Source organism: Brachybacterium sp. p3-SID957 (genome assembly GCF_025144775.1).
Taxonomy (GTDB): Bacteria; Actinomycetota; Actinomycetes; order Actinomycetales; family Dermabacteraceae; genus Brachybacterium; species Brachybacterium epidermidis.
The window spans coordinates 49,126-67,265 of the sequence record NZ_JALXKT010000010.1 but is presented as its reverse complement, the minus strand read 5'-3'; the positions used below and the strand labels follow the sequence as shown (position 1 = coordinate 67,265).

At 70.2% G+C, this 18,140-nt stretch carries 17 protein-coding genes and 3 tRNA genes; 17 read left to right on the top strand and 3 right to left on the bottom strand.

Annotated features, from left to right (window positions below; all coding sequences use genetic code 11):
* Window positions 1-56 precede the first annotated feature (56 nt).
* The 5 genes from M3B01_RS03870 to M3B01_RS03850 all read left to right on the top strand — a co-directional run bounded on the left by M3B01_RS03870 (window position 57) and on the right by M3B01_RS03850 (window position 2,532).
* A complete protein-coding gene (locus M3B01_RS03870) occupies window positions 57-539 on the top strand; it encodes a hypothetical protein (protein ID WP_259789551.1) in 483 nt (160 codons plus the stop codon).
* A 340-nt stretch (window positions 540-879) separates the two neighbouring features.
* The gene (locus M3B01_RS03865; protein WP_193864618.1) at window positions 880-1,143 is read left to right on the top strand and encodes a WXG100 family type VII secretion target; all 264 of its coding nucleotides are present in this window, start codon (window positions 880-882) and stop codon (window positions 1,141-1,143) included.
* 47 nt (window positions 1,144-1,190) lie between these two features.
* The gene (locus tag M3B01_RS03860) at window positions 1,191-1,460 is read left to right on the top strand and encodes a WXG100 family type VII secretion target (RefSeq protein WP_259789550.1); all 270 of its coding nucleotides are present in this window, start codon (window positions 1,191-1,193) and stop codon (window positions 1,458-1,460) included.
* Between the two features lie 448 nt (window positions 1,461-1,908).
* A complete protein-coding gene (locus M3B01_RS03855; RefSeq protein ID WP_228018455.1) occupies window positions 1,909-2,187 on the top strand; it encodes a hypothetical protein in 279 nt (92 codons plus the stop codon).
* A gap of 75 nt (window positions 2,188-2,262) precedes the next feature.
* On the top strand, window positions 2,263-2,532 hold the full coding sequence (locus tag M3B01_RS03850) for a hypothetical protein (protein ID WP_228018457.1): 270 nt from the start codon (window positions 2,263-2,265) through the stop codon (window positions 2,530-2,532).
* A gap of 117 nt (window positions 2,533-2,649) precedes the next feature.
* Here the strand turns inward: M3B01_RS03850 and M3B01_RS03845 are convergent, their stop codons facing one another.
* Complete coding sequence (locus tag M3B01_RS03845) at window positions 2,650-3,138, bottom strand: YajQ family cyclic di-GMP-binding protein (RefSeq protein ID WP_259789549.1); 489 nt, start codon at window positions 3,136-3,138, stop codon at window positions 2,650-2,652.
* Between the two features lie 181 nt (window positions 3,139-3,319).
* Between M3B01_RS03845 and M3B01_RS03840 the strand changes: the two genes are divergently transcribed.
* From M3B01_RS03840 to M3B01_RS03785, 12 genes are all read left to right on the top strand, one after another.
* Window positions 3,320-3,401, top strand: a tRNA-Tyr gene (locus M3B01_RS03840).
* An 85-nt stretch (window positions 3,402-3,486) separates the two neighbouring features.
* Window positions 3,487-3,559: transfer RNA gene (locus M3B01_RS03835), tRNA-Thr, on the top strand.
* 54 nt (window positions 3,560-3,613) lie between these two features.
* A tRNA-Met gene (locus tag M3B01_RS03830) sits at window positions 3,614-3,690 on the top strand.
* Between the two features lie 96 nt (window positions 3,691-3,786).
* Window positions 3,787-3,957, top strand: a complete 171-nt coding sequence (rpmG, locus tag M3B01_RS03825; protein WP_017823818.1) for a 50S ribosomal protein L33 — start codon at window positions 3,787-3,789, stop codon at window positions 3,955-3,957.
* A gap of 718 nt (window positions 3,958-4,675) precedes the next feature.
* Window positions 4,676-5,287: a hypothetical protein gene (locus M3B01_RS03820; protein WP_259789548.1), complete on the top strand. Its 612-nt coding sequence runs from the start codon at window positions 4,676-4,678 to the stop codon at window positions 5,285-5,287.
* A gap of 301 nt (window positions 5,288-5,588) precedes the next feature.
* Window positions 5,589-7,196 (top strand): phosphoglycerate dehydrogenase, encoded by a 1,608-nt coding sequence (gene serA / locus M3B01_RS03815; protein WP_259789546.1) that lies wholly within the window; start codon window positions 5,589-5,591, stop codon window positions 7,194-7,196.
* A gap of 13 nt (window positions 7,197-7,209) precedes the next feature.
* Window positions 7,210-8,295, top strand: a complete 1,086-nt coding sequence (locus M3B01_RS03810) for a 3-isopropylmalate dehydrogenase (RefSeq protein WP_259789545.1) — start codon at window positions 7,210-7,212, stop codon at window positions 8,293-8,295.
* A gap of 40 nt (window positions 8,296-8,335) precedes the next feature.
* Window positions 8,336-9,427, top strand: a complete 1,092-nt coding sequence (locus M3B01_RS03805; RefSeq protein ID WP_259789544.1) for a branched-chain amino acid aminotransferase — start codon at window positions 8,336-8,338, stop codon at window positions 9,425-9,427.
* 7 nt (window positions 9,428-9,434) lie between these two features.
* Complete coding sequence (gene cimA / locus M3B01_RS03800) at window positions 9,435-11,099, top strand: citramalate synthase (RefSeq protein WP_259789543.1); 1,665 nt, start codon at window positions 9,435-9,437, stop codon at window positions 11,097-11,099.
* A gap of 10 nt (window positions 11,100-11,109) precedes the next feature.
* Window positions 11,110-11,646 (top strand): glycine cleavage system protein R, encoded by a 537-nt coding sequence (locus M3B01_RS03795; RefSeq protein WP_259789541.1) that lies wholly within the window; start codon window positions 11,110-11,112, stop codon window positions 11,644-11,646.
* Window positions 11,647-11,765: 119 nt separating this feature from the next.
* Window positions 11,766-13,193 (top strand): hemolysin family protein, encoded by a 1,428-nt coding sequence (locus M3B01_RS03790; protein ID WP_259789539.1) that lies wholly within the window; start codon window positions 11,766-11,768, stop codon window positions 13,191-13,193.
* Window positions 13,190-14,221 carry a CNNM domain-containing protein gene (locus M3B01_RS03785; protein WP_193864844.1) on the top strand — a complete coding sequence of 344 codons (1,032 nt, stop codon included), beginning with the start codon at window positions 13,190-13,192 and terminating at the stop codon, window positions 14,219-14,221. The genes M3B01_RS03790 and M3B01_RS03785 overlap by 4 nt, the downstream gene beginning before the upstream one ends.
* Here M3B01_RS03785 and M3B01_RS03780 read toward each other — a convergent pair.
* Together M3B01_RS03780 and M3B01_RS03775 are read right to left on the bottom strand one after the other, a co-directional pair.
* Window positions 14,218-15,462, bottom strand: a complete 1,245-nt coding sequence (locus M3B01_RS03780) for a trans-acting enoyl reductase family protein (protein WP_259789537.1) — start codon at window positions 15,460-15,462, stop codon at window positions 14,218-14,220. The genes M3B01_RS03785 and M3B01_RS03780 overlap by 4 nt on opposite strands.
* A 60-nt stretch (window positions 15,463-15,522) precedes the next feature.
* A complete protein-coding gene (locus tag M3B01_RS03775) occupies window positions 15,523-18,099 on the bottom strand; it encodes an RNA helicase (protein ID WP_259789535.1) in 2,577 nt (858 codons plus the stop codon).
* Window positions 18,100-18,140 lie beyond the last annotated feature (41 nt).

Here is an 18,140-nt window from a genome sequence, read left to right as displayed (position 1 = left end):
CCTCGCCGTACTGATATGTTGACGGCGTCATCGGTGGGAGAAATCGGAGCCAGTTCATGTCCAAGACCATCCTGTTCCCGAGCGCAGATTTCCCGGGTCCGCCGCAGATCCGCCTCGACGTCCCCGATGAGTGGGAGACCCTCACCGTCCCCGGCGTCCAGATGGCGGTCGCACAGCCCCGTGTCGAGGGCAGGTTCCGCGCCAACGTGGTGGTGACGGTCCAACGTTTCGGTCCGGACTTCAGCCTGGAGGCGGCAAAGGCCGGCCTCGAGCAGCGCAAGGCGGCGCTGCCCGAGCTCGAGGAGATCGGGACCGGGGAGATCACCCTGGACGAGATCACCTGGATCGCGAGCGAGTACGGGTACACGCAGCCGGGCCGTCCCACCGTCGTGCAGGCCGCACGGTATGCGGTGGTGGACCGGGCCGGCGTCGCCACGGACGTGGTGGAGATCGTGGGAAGCTGCGGTGCCGAGCACGCGGAGGACGAGATCGAGGTGGTGCGCTCGATCCAGGACTCCGTGCACCTGGTGCTGGACTGACCATCCGCCGACCCGGAGGGCTGCCCCGAGGTCGGGAACCGCGCTGCAGACGACGATTGTGGATAGTCCGCCTCTGACAAGGAGGTGGGCGGTCCACAGTCTTTGAGCCCCAGGGGTGGCTGTGACCTGGACCGATGGCGCTTGGCGCCGCCCTCGGCGCGGGCGGGGCGCCCCGGTAGGGGGAGGGGAGAGGTGCCTGGGGAGTTCTCCCCATCGACGGGTGACGGGGCATGTCCGTACAGTGATGGCATCACAACGGGAACGATCGAGGAAGCGGCACGGAGCTGCGGAGGTCACCCCCGAGCTGATGCCACGGAATCACCGAGAAAAGGGGAACACCATGAAGAAGGGCATGAATCCGGAGGCCGTCGACCAGCTCGCCGGCCAGGTCGACTCGCTGATCGAGAACATGGAGACCATCTACTCCGGTCGCCTGGGCTACGTCACCGACCTGGACTGGACCGGTGAGGACCGCGATCGCTACGTGCCGGAGTTCGAGGAGCAGGTTGGCACCGCCAACAAGACCGTCGTCCAGAAGCTCACCGAGCTCGCCGAGAAGCTTCGCGCCAACGCTCAGCACCAGCGCGAGACCTCCAGCTCCTGATCCGCACCTGAACTCACCGCACACATACGTCACAGAGGGGAAACACCATGGCTTTCAAGGGTATGAATCCGGACGAGGGTCGCGAGACCGCATCGCTCGTCATCGAGGCTGCCACCGTCGTCAACGACACCACCGACAACGTCACCTCGCAGGTGATGGGCGTGGAGTGGGTCGGCCCTGACTACGACGCCTTCACCGAGGAGTGGAACTCGTTCCTCTCCGGCCCGCTGCAGGCCCTCTCCGAGGCCTACCGCAACAAGGGCGACGAGCTCACCAAGCACGCCGATCAGCAGGACGAGACCTCGAACGCTGTCTGATCCGGTCCTTGCGCCTCACATCGGGCGCATCGGATCTCTCGAATGCCCCATCTCCTACGGGAGGTGGGGCATTCGGCGTTGCCGGCCGGCCGTGGGGCACCCCTCCCAGGGGTCATGACGCCTGCACCAGTGCTTGTCGGCGGGGCTCTCCATGCTGCCCGTGGCAGCCGCCGCGCTGCCGGCTCGAGGCCCGTCGTCGGTGCCGCGCCGCTGCAGTGCACCCGGGGGCGAGACGCCGGCGCAGAGCGTCCGTCATCCACAAGGGCAGGCCGTGCACAATCCGTCCCCTGCCTGCGAGAATGCGCCGTTGAACGGGTGGGGAGGAACATGGGGACTAGTCCCCATCGCCTCAAGGGCCGGTCCCGTCTAATCTGAGGACATCACCCGGGGGACATCGATCGATGAAGCCGGAGGCGGAGATCGATCTCAGGGGTGCACACCCGACACCATGACTGGGAGGAACACCATGAAGAAGGGCATGACCCCGGAGGCTGTCGAGCAGATGGCCGAGCAGATCCGCGGCGCCGGCGACGACACCAACGCCGCCTACACCACCGTCCAGGGGCGGGTCACCGATTTCGACTGGACCGGTGAGGACCGCGACCGCTACGTCTCCGATTTCGACAGCAGCATCGGGCAGCTCGTGCAGCAGGTCCGTCAGCAGGCCCAGGACTTCGCCGAGCGGGCCCAGCGCAACGCTCAGGAGCAGCGCGACGCCTCCGCCTGATCCCCAGGCACCGACCAGCAGGGGCGTTGAGGGGCGCCGCATCAGCACTCACGACATCTTCAGAAGGGGAGCATCATGGCTTTCAAGGGAATGGACCCGGAGGAGGGGCGCGAGGTCGCCTCGGAGATCACTCGGACCGGCGAGCAGATCCTGGAGTACTTCGACTCCGTCACCTCGGTGGTGAGCTCGGTCGACTGGATCGGGCCCGACTACGACGCATACCTCGATGACTGGAACAGCTTCGTGTCCGGTTCGATCGCTGGTCTCGTCGAGGCTCTCAACGCCAAGAGCGAAGAGCTGACGCGTCACGCCGATCAGCAGGACGACACCTCGAACGCGGTCTGATCGCAGGGCGCGGCTGCGTCGGCTCCGCCCACGCATCGCCGTCGCCTCGCGCACGGGCAGGAGGACCCGATCCCCTTCTCAGGGATCGGGGCCTCCTGCCGTTGCAGTCGGAGGACGTCAGCGGTAGTTGATGAACTGCAGCGCGACGTCGAGGTCCTTGCCCTTGAGCAGTGCGATCACGGCCTGCAGGTCGTCCCTGCTCTTGGAGGAGACCCGCAGCTCGTCACCCTGGATCTGCGCCTTGACGCCCTTGGGGCCCTCGTCGCGGATGATCTTGGAGATCTTCTTGGCCTCGTCCGAGGCGATGCCCTCCTTGAGGCCGGCGGCCAGGCGCACCTCCTTGCCGGACTGCTTGGGCTCGCCCACCTCGAGGGCCTTCAGCGAGATCCCGCGGCGCACCAGCTTGGACTGCAGGACGTCGAGCACGGCGAGCACGCGCTCCTCCGCGTTGGCAGTCATCACGATCTCGTCGCCGCTGAGACTGATCGAGGCGCCCGTGTTGCGGAAGTCGTAGCGCTGCCCCACTTCCTTGATCGCCTGGTTCACGGCGTTGTCGATCTCCTGGCGATCGAGCTTGCTGACGATGTCGAACGACGAGTCGGCCATGAGGCTCCTCCCTCTGCTTCCACGGGTTCCACCGGGAACGACGCCCGGCTCCACAGTGCAACCCACTGTAGACGGCGTCGACTGTGACCACCTTCATGCACCCCGGGGCCGCCTCGGGTTCGCACGGTCGGCCGCGCCCCGGTATGCTGGTCCAGGTCCGCTTCACGGCGGATGCAAGCCCGGCAGGTTACCCGAGTGGCCAAAGGGAGCTGACTGTAAATCAGCTGGCATTGCCTACGGGGGTTCGAATCCCTCACCTGCCACTGCGGAGGGTCCGTGTGATCCGACGCACCGGGGCTCGCTCGTGAATTGCCGCTGCGGCAAGGAATGTGTAGAGTCCACCGGGTTGCCCTGATAGCTCAGTCGGCAGAGCATCTCCATGGTAAGGAGAAGGTCAAGGGTTCGATTCCCTTTCAGGGCTCTGATGGATGTGCCGGCCCGATCTCGTACGAGGTCGGGCCGTCGCGTCGATCATGCCGGGGTAGCTCAGACGGTCAGAGCGCACGACTCATAATCGTGAGGTCGCGGGTTCGATCCCCGCCCTCGGTACCACACCGGTCATGCCGGTAGTGCAGATCCATCCCGCATACGGGAACCCACGCGGCGCGCGGGATCACAGCGCGCCACCCGGAACGAAAGAGGCGAACCGTGGCGAGCAAGAGCTCTGACGTGCGTCCCAAGATCACCATGGCCTGCACCGAGTGCAAGGCACGCAACTACATCACCAAGAAGAACCGCCGCAACACCCCGGACCGGCTGGAGCTCTCGAAGTTCTGCCCCACCTGCGGCAAGCAGACCGCCCACCGCGAGACCCGCTGACCGGGCCGAGCGCATCCACCAGAGGCCATTCGGGTTCACCCCGGGTGGCCTCTCGTGCATCCTGATGGGTGACGCAGGCAGCGCCTGCCCTTCCCGCGCTGTACGAGCCCGCCCCCCCCGCCTGATCCAGGGAGACGCCATGACCGCCACTGCCCCTGACCCCTCCTTCGCCGGCCGCACCTACCCGCCCGGCCCGGTGCACACGGTCTCCGCCCAGAAGATCGCCGAGTTCGCACGCGCCACCGGCGCCGCCTCCGCCCTGCACACCGACCCCGCGGGCGCCCCCCCCGCCGCCCCCCCCCCGCCGCGGGCTTTCGTGCATCATGATGTTCTGAACACACACACGAAAGCTCGGCCGACGTGCCGAGCAGGGGGATCCAGGGATGAGCGCGGGCGCGACCACCCGCACGACCACACGACGCACGGCGCTGACCGGGCTGGGGGCCCTGGGCGTGGTGACGACGGCGGGGGCATGCTCCCTGCTGCCGGGCGGGGACGAGGAGCCGGCCGGAGGGACGGACCCGGCGCCGGGTGCCGGAAGCGACGGGGGAGGCGTCTCCTCGGAGCCCGCCCCGGAGCCGGGCACCACCTTCGACGACTGGGCGGCGGTGGAGGATCTGCGGCTCGTGGAGATCGACACCGCCGCGGCGGACGAGCGCACGAGGATCGAGCCAGGGTCGCTCGAGCGAGAGGACCGCTTCGGGACCTCCTCGCACGGGTGCCGGAGGGCACCACGTTCCCCGGCGCGGGCGCCGCTCTGGTCGCGTTCGTGCGCGGCGTGGTGCCGATCGTGCGCAAGGGCGAGGACGGGTTCCTGCGGCGCGAGGTCGCCTTCTATCTCGGCGTCGAGGACGGCCGGATGAACGCGCTGATGACCTACGTCGTCGCCACGGTGCCCACGCTCGCGATCTCCGACGCGGAGGAGCTGCCACTGGTCGAGCCGACCGAGGTGCCCGAGGACTGGCAGGAGATCTCCTTCGGCCGCCTCACCGCCGCGATCCCTCCGACGTCGGGTGAGCTCCAGGAGGTCGAGCTCGGCATCTCCAGCGTCGACGAGGATGGCACTCGCAAGAGCGGGATCACCCTGTTCCGCCTGCCGGTCCCGAGCCCCTACCTGCTCGACACCGTGCTCTACGCCGCGCGGGCGGAGATCGGCGGCGCGGACCTGGTCACCGCCGCGGTCAGCCGGGGTGGCGAGGACGGGATGGTCGTCGCCGTACGGGTGCACGTGGGGGAGGAGGAGTATCGCGTGCAGGTCAACGGGGTCTCCGCCGAGGAGGCGCCCGTTCTCGCCCACCAGGTGCTGGCGGGGATTCGCGTGGAGGGGTGAGCGGAGCGACTCCTCGGCGCGCTGCAGTTCGCCTCGCCCCGGTGAACAGAATGCCTCGCAGTGATGAGCGGTCCGCTGCTTCGGCTATCGAAGCGGCAGTGGGGGAGCCCTGTCCCGTCACCGACAGTTCCGCAGCAGCGATTGATCAGGCTGTCGACGCAGCACGAGTGGACTCACCGGCCGCCGATCTCGCATGCTGACTCGCGTTCCCGCATGGCGGACACCGGACTACGCTGTCCCTTGAAACCCGTCGCACCCGAGGGCGTGAGCGACGACCACCATCCGTACCGGAGGAGATTCCGTGACGCGTCCTGTCGTGCTCATCGCTGAGGAGCTGTCGCCCGCCACCGTCGAGGTCCTGGGCCCCGACGTCGAGGTCCGCAGCGTGGACGGCACCGACCGTTCCGCGCTGCTCGCCGCGGTGGTGGAGGCCGATGCCCTCCTTGTCCGCTCCGCCACCCTGGTCGACGCGGAGGTGTACGCCGCGGCCCCGAAGCTGCGCGTCGTCGCCCGCGCCGGCGTGGGCCTGGACAACGTCGACGTCCCCGCCGCGACCGCCGCCGGGGTGATGGTGATCAACGCCCCCACCTCCAACATCGTCTCGGCCGCCGAGCTCGCGGTGACGCTGATCCTGGCCTCCCTGCGCAACCTCGGCCGCGCCGACGCCTCGATGAAGCAGGGCAAGTGGGAGCGCAAGGCCCTCACGGGCACCGAGCTGCTGGGCAAGACCGTGGGTGTGGTGGGCTTCGGCCGCATCGGTCAGCTGGTCGCCGAGCGCCTGGCCCCCTTCGGCGTGCACCTGCTGGCCTACGACCCCTACGTCAACCACACCCGCGCCGCCGAGCTGGGCGCCCGGGTGGTCGAGCTCGACGAGCTGATGCGCGAATCCGACGTGGTCACCGTGCACATGCCCAAGACCCCGGAGACCACGGGTCTGATCGGCGCCGAGCAGCTGGCGATGGCCAAGCCCACCCTGCACGTGGTCAACGCCGCCCGCGGCGGTCTCATCGACGAGCACGCCCTGGTGGAGGCTCTCACCAGTGGGCGGATCGCCGGGGCCGCGCTGGACGTGTACTCCTCGGAGCCGCCCTCGGCCTCCCCGAGCGCCGCGAAGCTGCTGGAGCTCGACAACGTCACCCTGACCCCGCACCTGGGTGCCTCCACCGCCGAGGCGCAGGAGAAGGCCGGCACCGCCGTGGCCCAGTCCGTGCGCCTGGCCCTGGCCGGGGAGCTGGTCCCGGACGCCGTCAACGTGGCCGGGGGAGCCATCGACGACCTGGTGCGCCCGGGCGTGGCCCTCGCCGACCGCCTGGGCCAGCTGTTCACCGTGATGGCGGGGGAGGCCCCCGAGCTGCTGGACATCGTGATCCGCGGCGAGATCGCCTCCCGTGACGTCACCGCGCTGAAGCTGTCGGTGCTGCGCGGGGTGTTCCGCAGCGTCGTCACCGAGCAGGTCAGCTATGTCAACGCCCCCGTCCTCGCCGAGGAGCGCGGGATCACCGTGAACCTCGAGACCCACGAGGGCACCGAGCGCTTCCGCAACGAGATCCAAGTGCGCGGCACCCTGCGTGACGGCGAGGTGGTCTCCGTCTCCGGCACTCTCAGCGGAGTGGACCAGATCCACAAGCTGATCGAGGTCGCCGGGCACCCCCTGGACGTGACACTCAGCGACCACCTGATGATGATCCGCTACGAGGACCGCCCCGGCCAGATCGGCCAGTACGGCGCGCTGCTCGGCGAGGCCGGTGTCAACATCGCCGGCATGCAGGTCTCCCGTGCCGGGGACGGACCCGGTGCGGAGGCCCTGGTGATCCTCAACCTCGACCAGTCCGCCCCGCGCGAGCTCGCCGAGCGGATCGGCGAGACGATCGGTGCCCGCGCCATCCATACCGTCGACATCGCGTACTGAACCGGAGACAGCCATGACGAGCAGCCCCAGCACTCCCAGCGCCCCCGACCCCCGGCGCACCCACATCCGCCTCGCCGTCATCGAGGGCGACGGCATCGGCAAGGAGGTGGTCCCCCAGGGTCTGCGGGCCCTGCGCGCCGCTCTCGAACCCGCCGGCGTGTCGGTGGAGACCACCGACTTCGACCTCGGCGCCGGCCGCTGGCACCGCACCGGCGAGACCCTCACCGAGGACGACATGCAGCGCTTGGCCGAGCACGACGCGATCCTGCTGGGTGCCGTCGGCGACCCCGAGGTCCCCTCCGGGGTCCTCGAGCGAGGGCTGCTGCTGAAGCTCCGCTTCGGCTTCGACCACTTCGTGAACCTGCGCCCCACCCGCCTGGTGCCCGGCGTTGCCTCACCGTTGGCCGATCCCGGCGAGGTGGACTTCCTGGTGGTCCGCGAGGGCACCGAGGGCCCGTACGTCGGCAACGGCGGATCCATGCGCACCGGCACCGGGCTGGAGGTCGCCACCGAGGTCTCGCTGAACACCGCTGTCGGTGTCGAGCGCGTGGTGCGCTACGCCTTCGAGCAGGCCCAGCGTCGCCGCCGGCGCCTCACCCTGGTCCACAAGCACAATGTGCTGGTCCACGCCGGGAAACTGTGGAGCCGCGTGGTGGACCAGGTGGGCCGCGAGTTCCCCGAGGTCACCGTGGACTACGCCCACATCGATGCCGCCACCATCTACCTGGTCAACGATCCGGGCTGCTTCGACGTGATCGTCACCGACAACCTGTTCGGCGACATCCTCACCGACCTCGCCGCCGCGATCGGCGGCGGCATCGGACTGGCCGCCAGCGGGAACATCAACCCCACCGGCGACTTCCCCTCCATGTTCGAGCCGGTGCACGGCTCCGCCCCCGACATCGCCGGGCTGGGAATCGCTGACCCCACCGCGACCGTGTCCTCCGTGGCACTGCTGCTGGACCACCTGGGCCACGAGCAGGCCGCCGCGACCGTGCGGGCCGCCGTCGAGGCCGACCTGGCGGCCCGTGGAGACCTGGGGGATCGCAGCACCGCCGAGATCGGCGACGCCCTGGTCGCCGCGATCAGCCAACACTGACCGAACTAGCCTGCCCCTACCCCGTCCCGAGGAGACATCGATGAGCGCGCTCACCTTCACCCCCGCCGCCACCGCGCGGCGCATCACCGACGACGAGCGCGCCCGCATCCTCGCCGCCCCCGGCTTCGGCCAGCACTTCACCGACTTCATGGCCCACGCCCGCTGGACCGTGGAGGAGGGCTGGACCGGCGCCGAGCTGGTGCCCTTCGGGCCGCTGCAGCTCTCGCCCGCCGCGGCGGTGCTGCACTACGGGCAGGAGATCTTCGAGGGCATGAAGGCGTTCCGCCACGCCGACGGCTCCGTGTGGACCTTCCGGCCCGAGCAGAACGCGCGGCGCATGATGCGCTCCGCCCGCCGCCTCGCACTGCCCGAGCTGCCCGAGCGGGACTTCCTGGAGTCCGTGCGCGCCCTCGTGGCCGCCGATGAGCCCTGGGTGCCGCAGCCGGAGGGGGAGACCTCCCTGTACCTAAGGCCGTTCATGTTCGCCTCCGAGGAGTTCCTGGGGGTGCGGGCCTCCCACACGGTGGACTACTACGTGATCGCCTCCCCGGCCGGCGCCTACTTCCCGCGCGGCGTGCAGCCGCTCGTGGTGTGGGTGACCGACACCTACGCCCGCGCCGGCGCCGGTGGCACGGGCGCCGCCAAGTGCGGCGGCAACTACGCCTCCTCTCTGCTGGCCAAGAACGAGGCCGTCTCCCACGGGGCCGATGAGGTGATGTTCCTGGACTCCGAGACCCACACCGCGATCGATGAGCTCTCCGGCATGAACGTCTTCGCGATCACGCGGGACGACCGCATCCTCACCCCGCGCCTGTCCGGGTCGATCCTGGAGGGCGTGACCCGTGAGTCCGTGCTGCGCATCGCCCAGGACCGCGGGCTTCAGCCCGTGGAGACCACGCTGTTGATGAGCGAGGTCGCCCAGCAGATCAGCGCCGGGGAGATCACCGAGATGTTCGCCTGCGGCACCGCGGCGGTGATCACCCCGATCGGCGAGTTCCGCTCCCAGGACGGCACCTGGACCATCGGCGACGGCGGCTCCGGCCAGACCACCCTCGCCCTGCGCGAGGAGCTGACCGGCATCCAGTACGGCCGGGTCCCCGACCGCCACGGCTGGCTGACCCGGCTGGTGTGAGGACGCCATGACGACCCCCGGCCCCCGCACCGCGGTCGATCCGATCGACGCGTTCCACCTCTACGACACCACCCTGCGTGACGGCTCCCAGCAGGAGGGGCTCACGCTCTCCGTGGCCGACAAGCTGGCCGTGGCCCGCCATCTCGACGAACTGGGGGTGACCTACATCGAGGGCGGGTGGCCCGGCGCGGTCCCCCGGGACACCGAGTTCTTCGCCCGCGCCCGCACCGAGCTCGACCTCAGGTGCGCGCGACTCGCGGCCTTCGGCGCCACCCGCAAGGCCGGGGTGCCCGTCCAGGAGGATCCGCAGGTCGCAGCGCTGGTCGACTCCGAGGCCCCCACGGTGACCCTGGTCGCCAAGTCCGATCTGCGCCACGTCACCGGCGCGCTGCGCACCGACGGCGAGGAGAACCTGGCGATGGTGCGGGACACCGTCGCCCACCTGGTCGGGCTGGGGCGGGAGGTGTTCGTCGATGCCGAGCACTTCTTCGACGGCTTCGCCCATGATCCCGACTACACCACCTCCGTGGTGGTCGAGGCCTTCGCGGCGGGCGCGCGCGTGGTGGTGCTGTGCGACACCAACGGTGGCATGCTCCCGCACCAGGTGACCGAGGTGGTCGAGGAGCTGCGCGCCCGCCTGGAGGCCGCAGGGCACGCCGGGGCACGGTTGGGCGCACACACCCACAACGACTCCGGCTGTGCTGTCGCCAACGCCCTCATGGCAGTGCGCTCGGGCATCACCCATGTGCAGGGCTGCGTCAACGGCTACGGGGAGCGCACCGGCAACGCGGATCTGCTCACCATGCTCGGGGACCTGCAGCTGAAGATGGGGCTGGACCTGGTGCCGGGGGAGACCCTCGCCGAGGCCACCCGGATCGCGCACGCCATCGGCGAGATCGTCAACATGCCCGTCGGCGCCCGCGCGCCCTACGTCGGGGCCAGCGCCTTCGCCCACAAGGCAGGCCTGCACGCCAGTGCCATCCGGGTGGACCCGGACCTCTACCAGCACATGGATCCCCGCGCCATCGGCAACGACATGCGGATGATCATCTCGGACATGGCCGGGCGCGCCTCCATCGAGCTGAAGGGCCGGGAGCTGGGCTTCGACCTCACCGGGCAGAAGAACCTGCTGGGGCGGCTGGCCGGCACCGTCAAGCAGCGCGAGGCGGAGGGGTACTCCTACGAGGCGGCCGATGCCTCCTTCGAGCTCCTGCTGCTGGAGGAGATGGGTCGGGTGCCGCGGTACTTCGAGGTGGAGTCCTGGCGCGCCACCTCCCAGCAGTTGCGCGACGGCACCTTGGAGACGGAGGCCACCGTGAAGCTGCGCGGGGCGGGCATCGATGGGGCCGACGGCGGCCGCTCCGTCGCGATCGCTGAGGGGAACGGTCCGGTCAACGCCCTGGACCTCGCCCTGCGGCAGGCCCTGCGGGACCGCTTCCCGCTGATCGACGAGCTGGAGCTGCAGGACTTCAAGGTGCGCATCCTCGATGCCCACCACGGCACCGACGCCACCACCCGGGTGCTGGTGCGCACCGCGGGGGCGGACCTCGAGTTCACTACCGTGGGCGTGGGCCCCAACCTCATCGAGGCCTCCTGGGAGGCGATCTCGGATGCGTACACCTACGGGCTGTACAAGACGGGTATCACCCCGTCGGCGCCCGGCCTCGGATAGTCTGCGCGACATGACTCAACTCGTGCTCACAGCGATCGGTGATGACCGCGAAGGACTGGTCTCGGCCCTCTCCGAGCAAGTCGACCTCCATGGCGGGAACTGGCTGGAGAGCGGCCTGTCGCATCTGGCCGGCAAGTTCGCCGGTGTGGTCCTGGTGGAGGTGCCCGAGGAACGGGTCCAGGACCTCACCTGTGCCCTCGGCGCCCTGCATCAGAGCGTGGGCCTGCGGGTCGACGTCACCGATGCCCGCCTCGCGGCCGCCGCGTCGGGCGATGCCGGGGAGCAGGAGCGTCTGCGGCTGCACCTGGTGGGGCAGGACCGCACCGGCATGGTGCGGGAGGTCACCTCGGCGCTCGCCGCCCAGGGCGCCGGCATCGAGGACCTGCGCACCTGGACCAGCGATGCCCCGCAGGGCGGCGGCGTGCTGTTCGAGGCGGAAGCCCTGGTCGCCCTGCCGGCGGGGCGCGACCCGGGCGAGGTGCGGGAGGCGCTGGAGCGCATCGCCGCCGAGCTGATGGTGGACCTCGACCTCGACGAGCCCGCCTGAGCGTTGCCAGCGCGTTGTCAGGAGACGAGACCGGGCATGTCTACCATCGCGCTCATGCCCGATGAACCCCCGTCTGCCAGTACCGTGCCCGTCAGCTCCCCTGAGGGAGGCCTCCTCTGATGGGCACCACGATCCTCCTGCTCCTGCTGGGCGTCGCGATCATCCTCGCGCTGATCGCTGCCAACGGCTACTTCGTGGCCCAGGAGTTCGCCTACATGTCGGTGGACCGCTCGCGGCTGCGGGCCGCCGCGGCCGGGGGCGACGAGGCCGCCAAGCGCGCCGTGAAGGTCACCGAGCGCACCTCCTTCATGCTCTCCGGCGCCCAGCTGGGCATCACCGTGACCGGCCTGCTCGTGGGTTATGTGGCCGAGCCCCTGGTGGGCGAGTCCCTGGGCACGATCCTGGGAGTGGCCGGCGTGCCCGCCGCCATCAGCATCGCGGTGGGCACCGTGCTGGCCCTGGTGCTCGCCACCGTGGCGCAGATGATCTTCGGCGAGCTGTACCCCAAGAACCTCGCCATCGCCGCCCCGGAGCCCGTGGCACGCGCCGTCTCCCGCTCCACCCTGATCTACCTGGCCCTGTTCGGCTGGCTGATCACCGTCTTCGACCATGCGGCCAACGGCCTGATCCGCCTGCTGGGCATGGAGCCCGTCCATGACGTGGACTCCACCGCGACCGCCAAGGATCTGGAACGGATCGTGCGCGACTCCCGCGACAGCGGGGACATGCCCGAGGACCTCTCCGTGGTGATCGACCGCGTGATCGACTTCCCCGAGCAGGACGCCGAGCACGCCATGGTTCCCCGCGCCAAGGTCAGCACCGTGGACACCGAGACCACCATCGGTGAGATCCGCACCCTGATGGCCGGCGCCCACAGCCGCTACCCCGTGGTCTCCGACGAGGACGAGCCGGTGGGCGTGGTGCTGATGACCGACCTGCTGACCGCCGGCCACGGCGACCACGAGTCGGTCACCGCGGCCATGCGCGAGCCCCTCATCGTCCCCGAGCGGATGCCGCTGCCCGATGTGCTGGAGGCCCTCAGCGAGGTCGGCCAGGAGATCGCCTGCGTGATCGACGAGTTCGGCACCTTCTCCGGCATCCTCACCGAGGAGGACCTCGCCGAGGAGCTGATCGGTGAGCTGCACGACGAGCACGATGCCGAGACCGACGAGGTCACCGCCTCCACCGGCCCGGAGGACTCCTGGGAGATGGACGGCGACGTCCACGCCGACGAGCTGATCCGCCTGATCGGCCACCCCCTGCCGGAGGACGACTACGAGACCGTCGGCGGCCTGGTGATCGCCCAGCTGGGCGAGCTCCCCGAGCAGGGCCGCACCCTCACCATCGAGCTGCCCGCCGTGCCCAGCGACGTGGTCGCCGACCAGCCCGTGCGTCGCGAGCTCCACATCGAGGTGCTGGAGACCGACCGTCATGTGCCCAGCCGCCTCCGGGTGGAGCTGCGGGTCCACGAGATCGACCCCGATGAGCTGAAGGCCGGCGACATCGACAGCACCGACCGCGCGACGGACCAGGAGACGAAGCGATGAGCACTGATCCCGTCTTCGTCACCGTCGCGACGATCCTGCTGCTGATCGCCAGCGCCTTCTTCGTCGTCATCGAGTTCGCACTGCTCGGTGCCCGTCAGCACCGCCTCGAGGAGGAGACCGGCCACAGCGCCTCAGCGCGGGCCGCACTGAAGGGCATGCACGAGCTGACCATCATGCTGGCCGGCGCGCAGCTGGGCATCACCCTGTGCACCTTCGCGCTGGGCGCCATCACCAAGCCGGGCGTGGATGCGGCGCTGGGCCCGCTCCTGGAGGCGACCGGGCTGCCCTCCCAGGTCGCCGGCACCACCTCGTTCGTGCTGTCGCTGCTGCTGGTCACCTTCCTGCACCTGGTGGTGGGGGAGATGGCTCCGAAGTCCTGGGCCATCGCTGCCCCGGAGACCGCCGCAAAGGTCATCGCGATCCCCTCCCGGGTGTTCATCGCCGGGGTGCGGCCCCTGCTCACCTTCGTCAACGCGGTGGCCAACCGCCTGGTGGCGGCCAGCGGCTTCGAGCCCATGGACCGCGCCGCCGTGGGCGGTCACGACGCGGAGACCATCCGGCAGCTGGTGGAGCACTCCGGGGAGCAGGGCGTGCTGGAGCAGGAGTTCCGCGACCAGATCTCCGAGGTGCTGGACCTGGCCGACGCCCCGTTGTGCGGGTTGATCGACCCGGCCGACCGCGCCACCGCCGTGGATCGCGATGCCACCGTCGCCGATCTCCAGGCGGCCTCGGCCCGCACCGGTCACAAGCGGATCCTGGTGCGGGACCTGGATGCCGACGGCCCCGGTGTGATCCACGTGCGTGACACCCTGCTGGAAGATTCGGCCCGTCCCGTCGCCGAACTGGCTCGCCCCGCCTTCCGGCTCCAAGGGGACACCCCGGTGCTGGCCGCGCTGACCATGATCCGGGGAGAGAACGAGCAGCTCGCGGCGGTCATGGACGGGGAGGAGTTCCTCGGCGTGGTCACCTCGACCGACATCATGCGCAAGGTGCTGCCCCGCCGGGAGCCGCAGGAGACCGGCGCCTAGAGGGGGTCCACGCGCAACCGGAAACCCTGCGCCCGCAGCCGCTCGACGAGCACATCGCCCAGGGCCACGGCCGGTGTCAGCACGCCCCCGCCGGGGCGGCAGCGCTCGGGCTCCACGGCCAGGGCGAGCGCGCACTGTCCGATCATCACGCAGGTGGCGGCGTACCCGGGGTCACCCTGGGCGCCCACGGTGGCCAGGTACCCCTGCCCGTCCTGGGCGGTGGTCCGGGCCTGCACCTCGAACAGGCCGGAGGCGCGCTTTTCGGGGGAGGGGCCCTCGCCGGGCTTCGGCAGCAGGGCATCGACGATCCGCGACAGGCCCGGTGTGCTCAGGCCCAGCCACAGCGCCGCGAGTCCGGTGCGGAGCGCCTGTGCACGCCGACGTCCCCTCCGCCCACGCCCGGTGTCGACCATCTCGCGGTACCGGAACGCCGCGCCGTACCCCGCCGGTGTGTCCCCGTGCTCGCGCAGCAGCGCGTGGCTGCGGCGCACGATGCGGGTGTTGTAGGAGGCCATGACGAACGGGGCCGTCCACCGGCCGGAGCCCGCCTCGACGAAGACGCCTGTGGAGTCCTCTTGCCCGGGCAGGCGCGGCTCGGCGGCACGGTCCGGTGCGAGCGCGTAGGGATCGGCGGCCAGCTGCGCCGCCTCCCGGTCGGAGCGGACCAGGGAGAGCTGCTCGCGCATCGAGTCCACGGTGCCTCCGCTGAGCCCGCCGCGCAGCCGTGTCACCAGCAGGGTGGTGTCGCCCAGCCCGCCCGCTCCGTCTGCGGTGGCGGCGCCGTGCAGGAGGTGGACGGCCAGATCGGAGGGGACCGAGTCGAAGCCGCAGGAGTGGACGATGCGGGCCCCGGTGCGCACCGCCTCGTCATGGGCGCGGTCGATCGACGCGCGCACGAAGGCGACCTCCCCGGTCAGGTCCACGTAGTCGGTGCCGGCGCGGGCGCACTCGAGCACCAGCGGCAGGCCGTGGCGGTGGTACGGGCCGACGGTGCTCAGCACCACCCGGGTCGATGTGGCCAGGTCCGCCAGCGCGGCCTGGTCGCTGCTGTCAGCGGTGAGCAGATCCCACTCGGGGCGGCCGTGCTGGTCCCGCACCTCCTCCAGGCGGGAGACGGTGCGGCCCGCCAGGGCGATGCGCAGCCCGGGGGGAGCCTGGTCGGCCAGGTGCTGGGCGATCAGACGGCCGATGAAGCCGCTGGCACCGAACAGGACGAGGTCGTGACGCCGGTCGTGGTCCATCCGTCGACCGTACCCTTCCCGTGCGCTGAGCGGGGAGCGCGCGGGGAGCCGATACCGGCGTCAGTGCCCGCCCAGCTCGCCCACGTGGGTGATCGCCAGCACCGGCTCGCCGGCCTCGTCGGTCGCCTCCAGGTCCAGCTCGGCCTCGATGCCCCAGTCGCGGTTGTGGTCCGGATCGTCCAGCACCTGGCGGATCCGCCACACCTTGGACTCCTCGGTGATCTGCAGCAGCTGCGGTGAGCGGGCCGGGCCGTCGATGCCGACGTGGTCGTAGGTGTCGTAGTAGTCGTCCATCGCCTCGGCCCAGGCTTTCCGGTCCCAGCCCGAGGCGCCGTCCAGCTCCGCCAGGCGTGCCTCGCGTTCGAAGGCGAAGTGCTCCACGCGCTGCCACATGGCCGAGCGCACCATGGTGCGCAGCACCTTGGTCTGGGCGGAGAGGCCGCGCGGGGTCGAGGGGCGGATCTCCTCGGCACCGTCGGCGGCGTCCTCGGGATGGGTGAGGGCCTCCCACTCGTCCAGCAGCGAGGAGTCGATGCCGCGCACCAGCACCCCGAGCCACTCGATCATGTCCTCGAGCTGCGCGGTGCGCAGATCCTGCGGGATGGTGCGGCGCATCGCCTGGTAGGCGTCGGAGAGGTAGCGCAGCACGATGCCTTCGCTGCGGGCCAGGCTGTAGCGCTGCACGAACTCGCTGAAGGTCTGCCCGGTCTCGTAGATCTCGCGCACGATCGACTTGGGGGAGAGGTCACCGGCCCGCACCCAGGGGTGCTTTCCCCGGTAGATCTCCAGGGCGGCCTCGAGGTCCTCTGCCAGGGGCCTGGGCCAGGTGACCTCGTCCAGCTGGGCCATCCGCTCGGTGTACTCGACGCCGTCGGCCTTCAGCTCCGCCAGCAGCTCGCTCTTGGCGGCGTTCTGCTGTGCCAGCAGGATCTGCATAGGGTCCTCGAGGATCGCCTCGATGATCGAGACGGTGTCCAGGGTGACCGTGTCCGACTCCTCGTCCAGGGAGTCGATCATGGCGATCGCGAACGGGGCCAGCGGCTGGTTCATGGTGAAGTCCAGCTGAAGGTCCTCCACCAGGGCGATGCGACGACCCAGGTGGTCGGGCTGGTCCAGGATCTCGATGATGTCGGCGTCGCGCAGCCCGCGGAAGATGTCGACCGCCTGCTTGACCAGCGCCAGCTTCTGGGTGCGGGTCTGGTGGCTGGTCATGATCAAGTGGCGGCCGGCAGCGATCGCGTCCCCGGGCCGGGCGATCATCGCCAGCACCATGGAGGCGGTGATCCGAAGGTGGGGGCGCAGCTGCTCGGGCGGGTTCTCCATCAGCTTGGTGAGGTTCTGCTCGGACCACGTCACCGCTCCGTCGGGGACCTTGGGCCTCGGCTCCTTCTTGCGCTTCTTGGCGCTGTTGGGGGCCGTGCCGGCCTCCTCGCGGGCACGCACCTTGGCCCGCTCCTTCTCGAACTCGATGGTCCACGGCGGGGCCTGCACCACCACGTGCCCCACGGTGTCGAAGCCCGCCCGGCCCGCACGGCCGGCGATCTGGTGGAACTCCCTGGCGTTCAGCAGGCGCGTGCGGCGCCCGTCGTACTTCGCCAGCCCTGTCAGCAGCACGGTGCGGATGGGTACGTTGATGCCCACCCCCAGGGTGTCGGTGCCGCAGATGATCTTCAGCAGCCCGGACTGGGCCAGCTTCTCCACCAGACGCCGGTACTTGGGGAGCATCCCGGCGTGGTGCACGCCGATCCCCTCACGCACCAGGCCGGACAGCACCCGCCCGAAGCCCTTGGCGAAGCGGAAGTCGCCGATGATCTCCCGCACCTGCTCCTTCTCCGCGGCGGTGAGGATCTTCTGGCCCTTGAGGGCCTGCGCCTGCTCGAGCGCCTCCTTCTGGGTGAAGTGCACGATATAGACCGGCGCGTCGCGGTCCTCGACGATGGTGGCAATGGTGTCCGGCAGCGGCTCGAGCGACCAGCGGAAGTCCAGCGGCACCGGGCGGGGCGCGTCGTCGATGGTGGTGACCGGACGCCCCGTGCGCTGCTCGAGGTCCTCCTCGAAGAAGGAGACATCACCCAGGGTGGCGCTCATCAGCACGAACTGGCAGCCGGGCAGCTCCACCAGCGGCACCTGCCAGGCCCAGCCGCGCTGGGGGTCCCCGTAGAAGTGGAACTCGTCCATCACGGCCAGGCCCACATCGGAGGTGGGGCCGTCGCGCAGGGCGTGGTTGGCGAAGATCTCCGCGGTGCACACGATGATCGGGGCGTCGTGGTTGACCGAGCTGTCCCCGGTCATCATGCCCACGTTCTCGGCGCCGAACTGGGAGACCAGGTCGAAGAACTTCTCGCTCACCAGCGCCTTGATGGGGGCGGTGTAGTAGGAGCGCTGGCCCCGGGCCATGGCCGCGAAGATCGCGCAGTAGGCGATGGTGGTCTTGCCCGAGCCGGTGGGGGTCGCCGCGATCACATGATCCCCGGCGGCGATCGCCAGCAGCGCCTCCTCCTGGTGCGGGTAGAGGCTGCGGCCGATGGCCTGCTGGGAGGCGATGAAGCCCTCGACGATCCGGTCCTGCGCGGCCTCGTCGTCCGCAGCGACAGGGGAGGAGTGGTCACCGGGCAGGAAGGGCGTCAGCAAAGCCATGGGTCCAGTCTCTCAGGTGCAGCCATCCGCTCAGGTGCAGG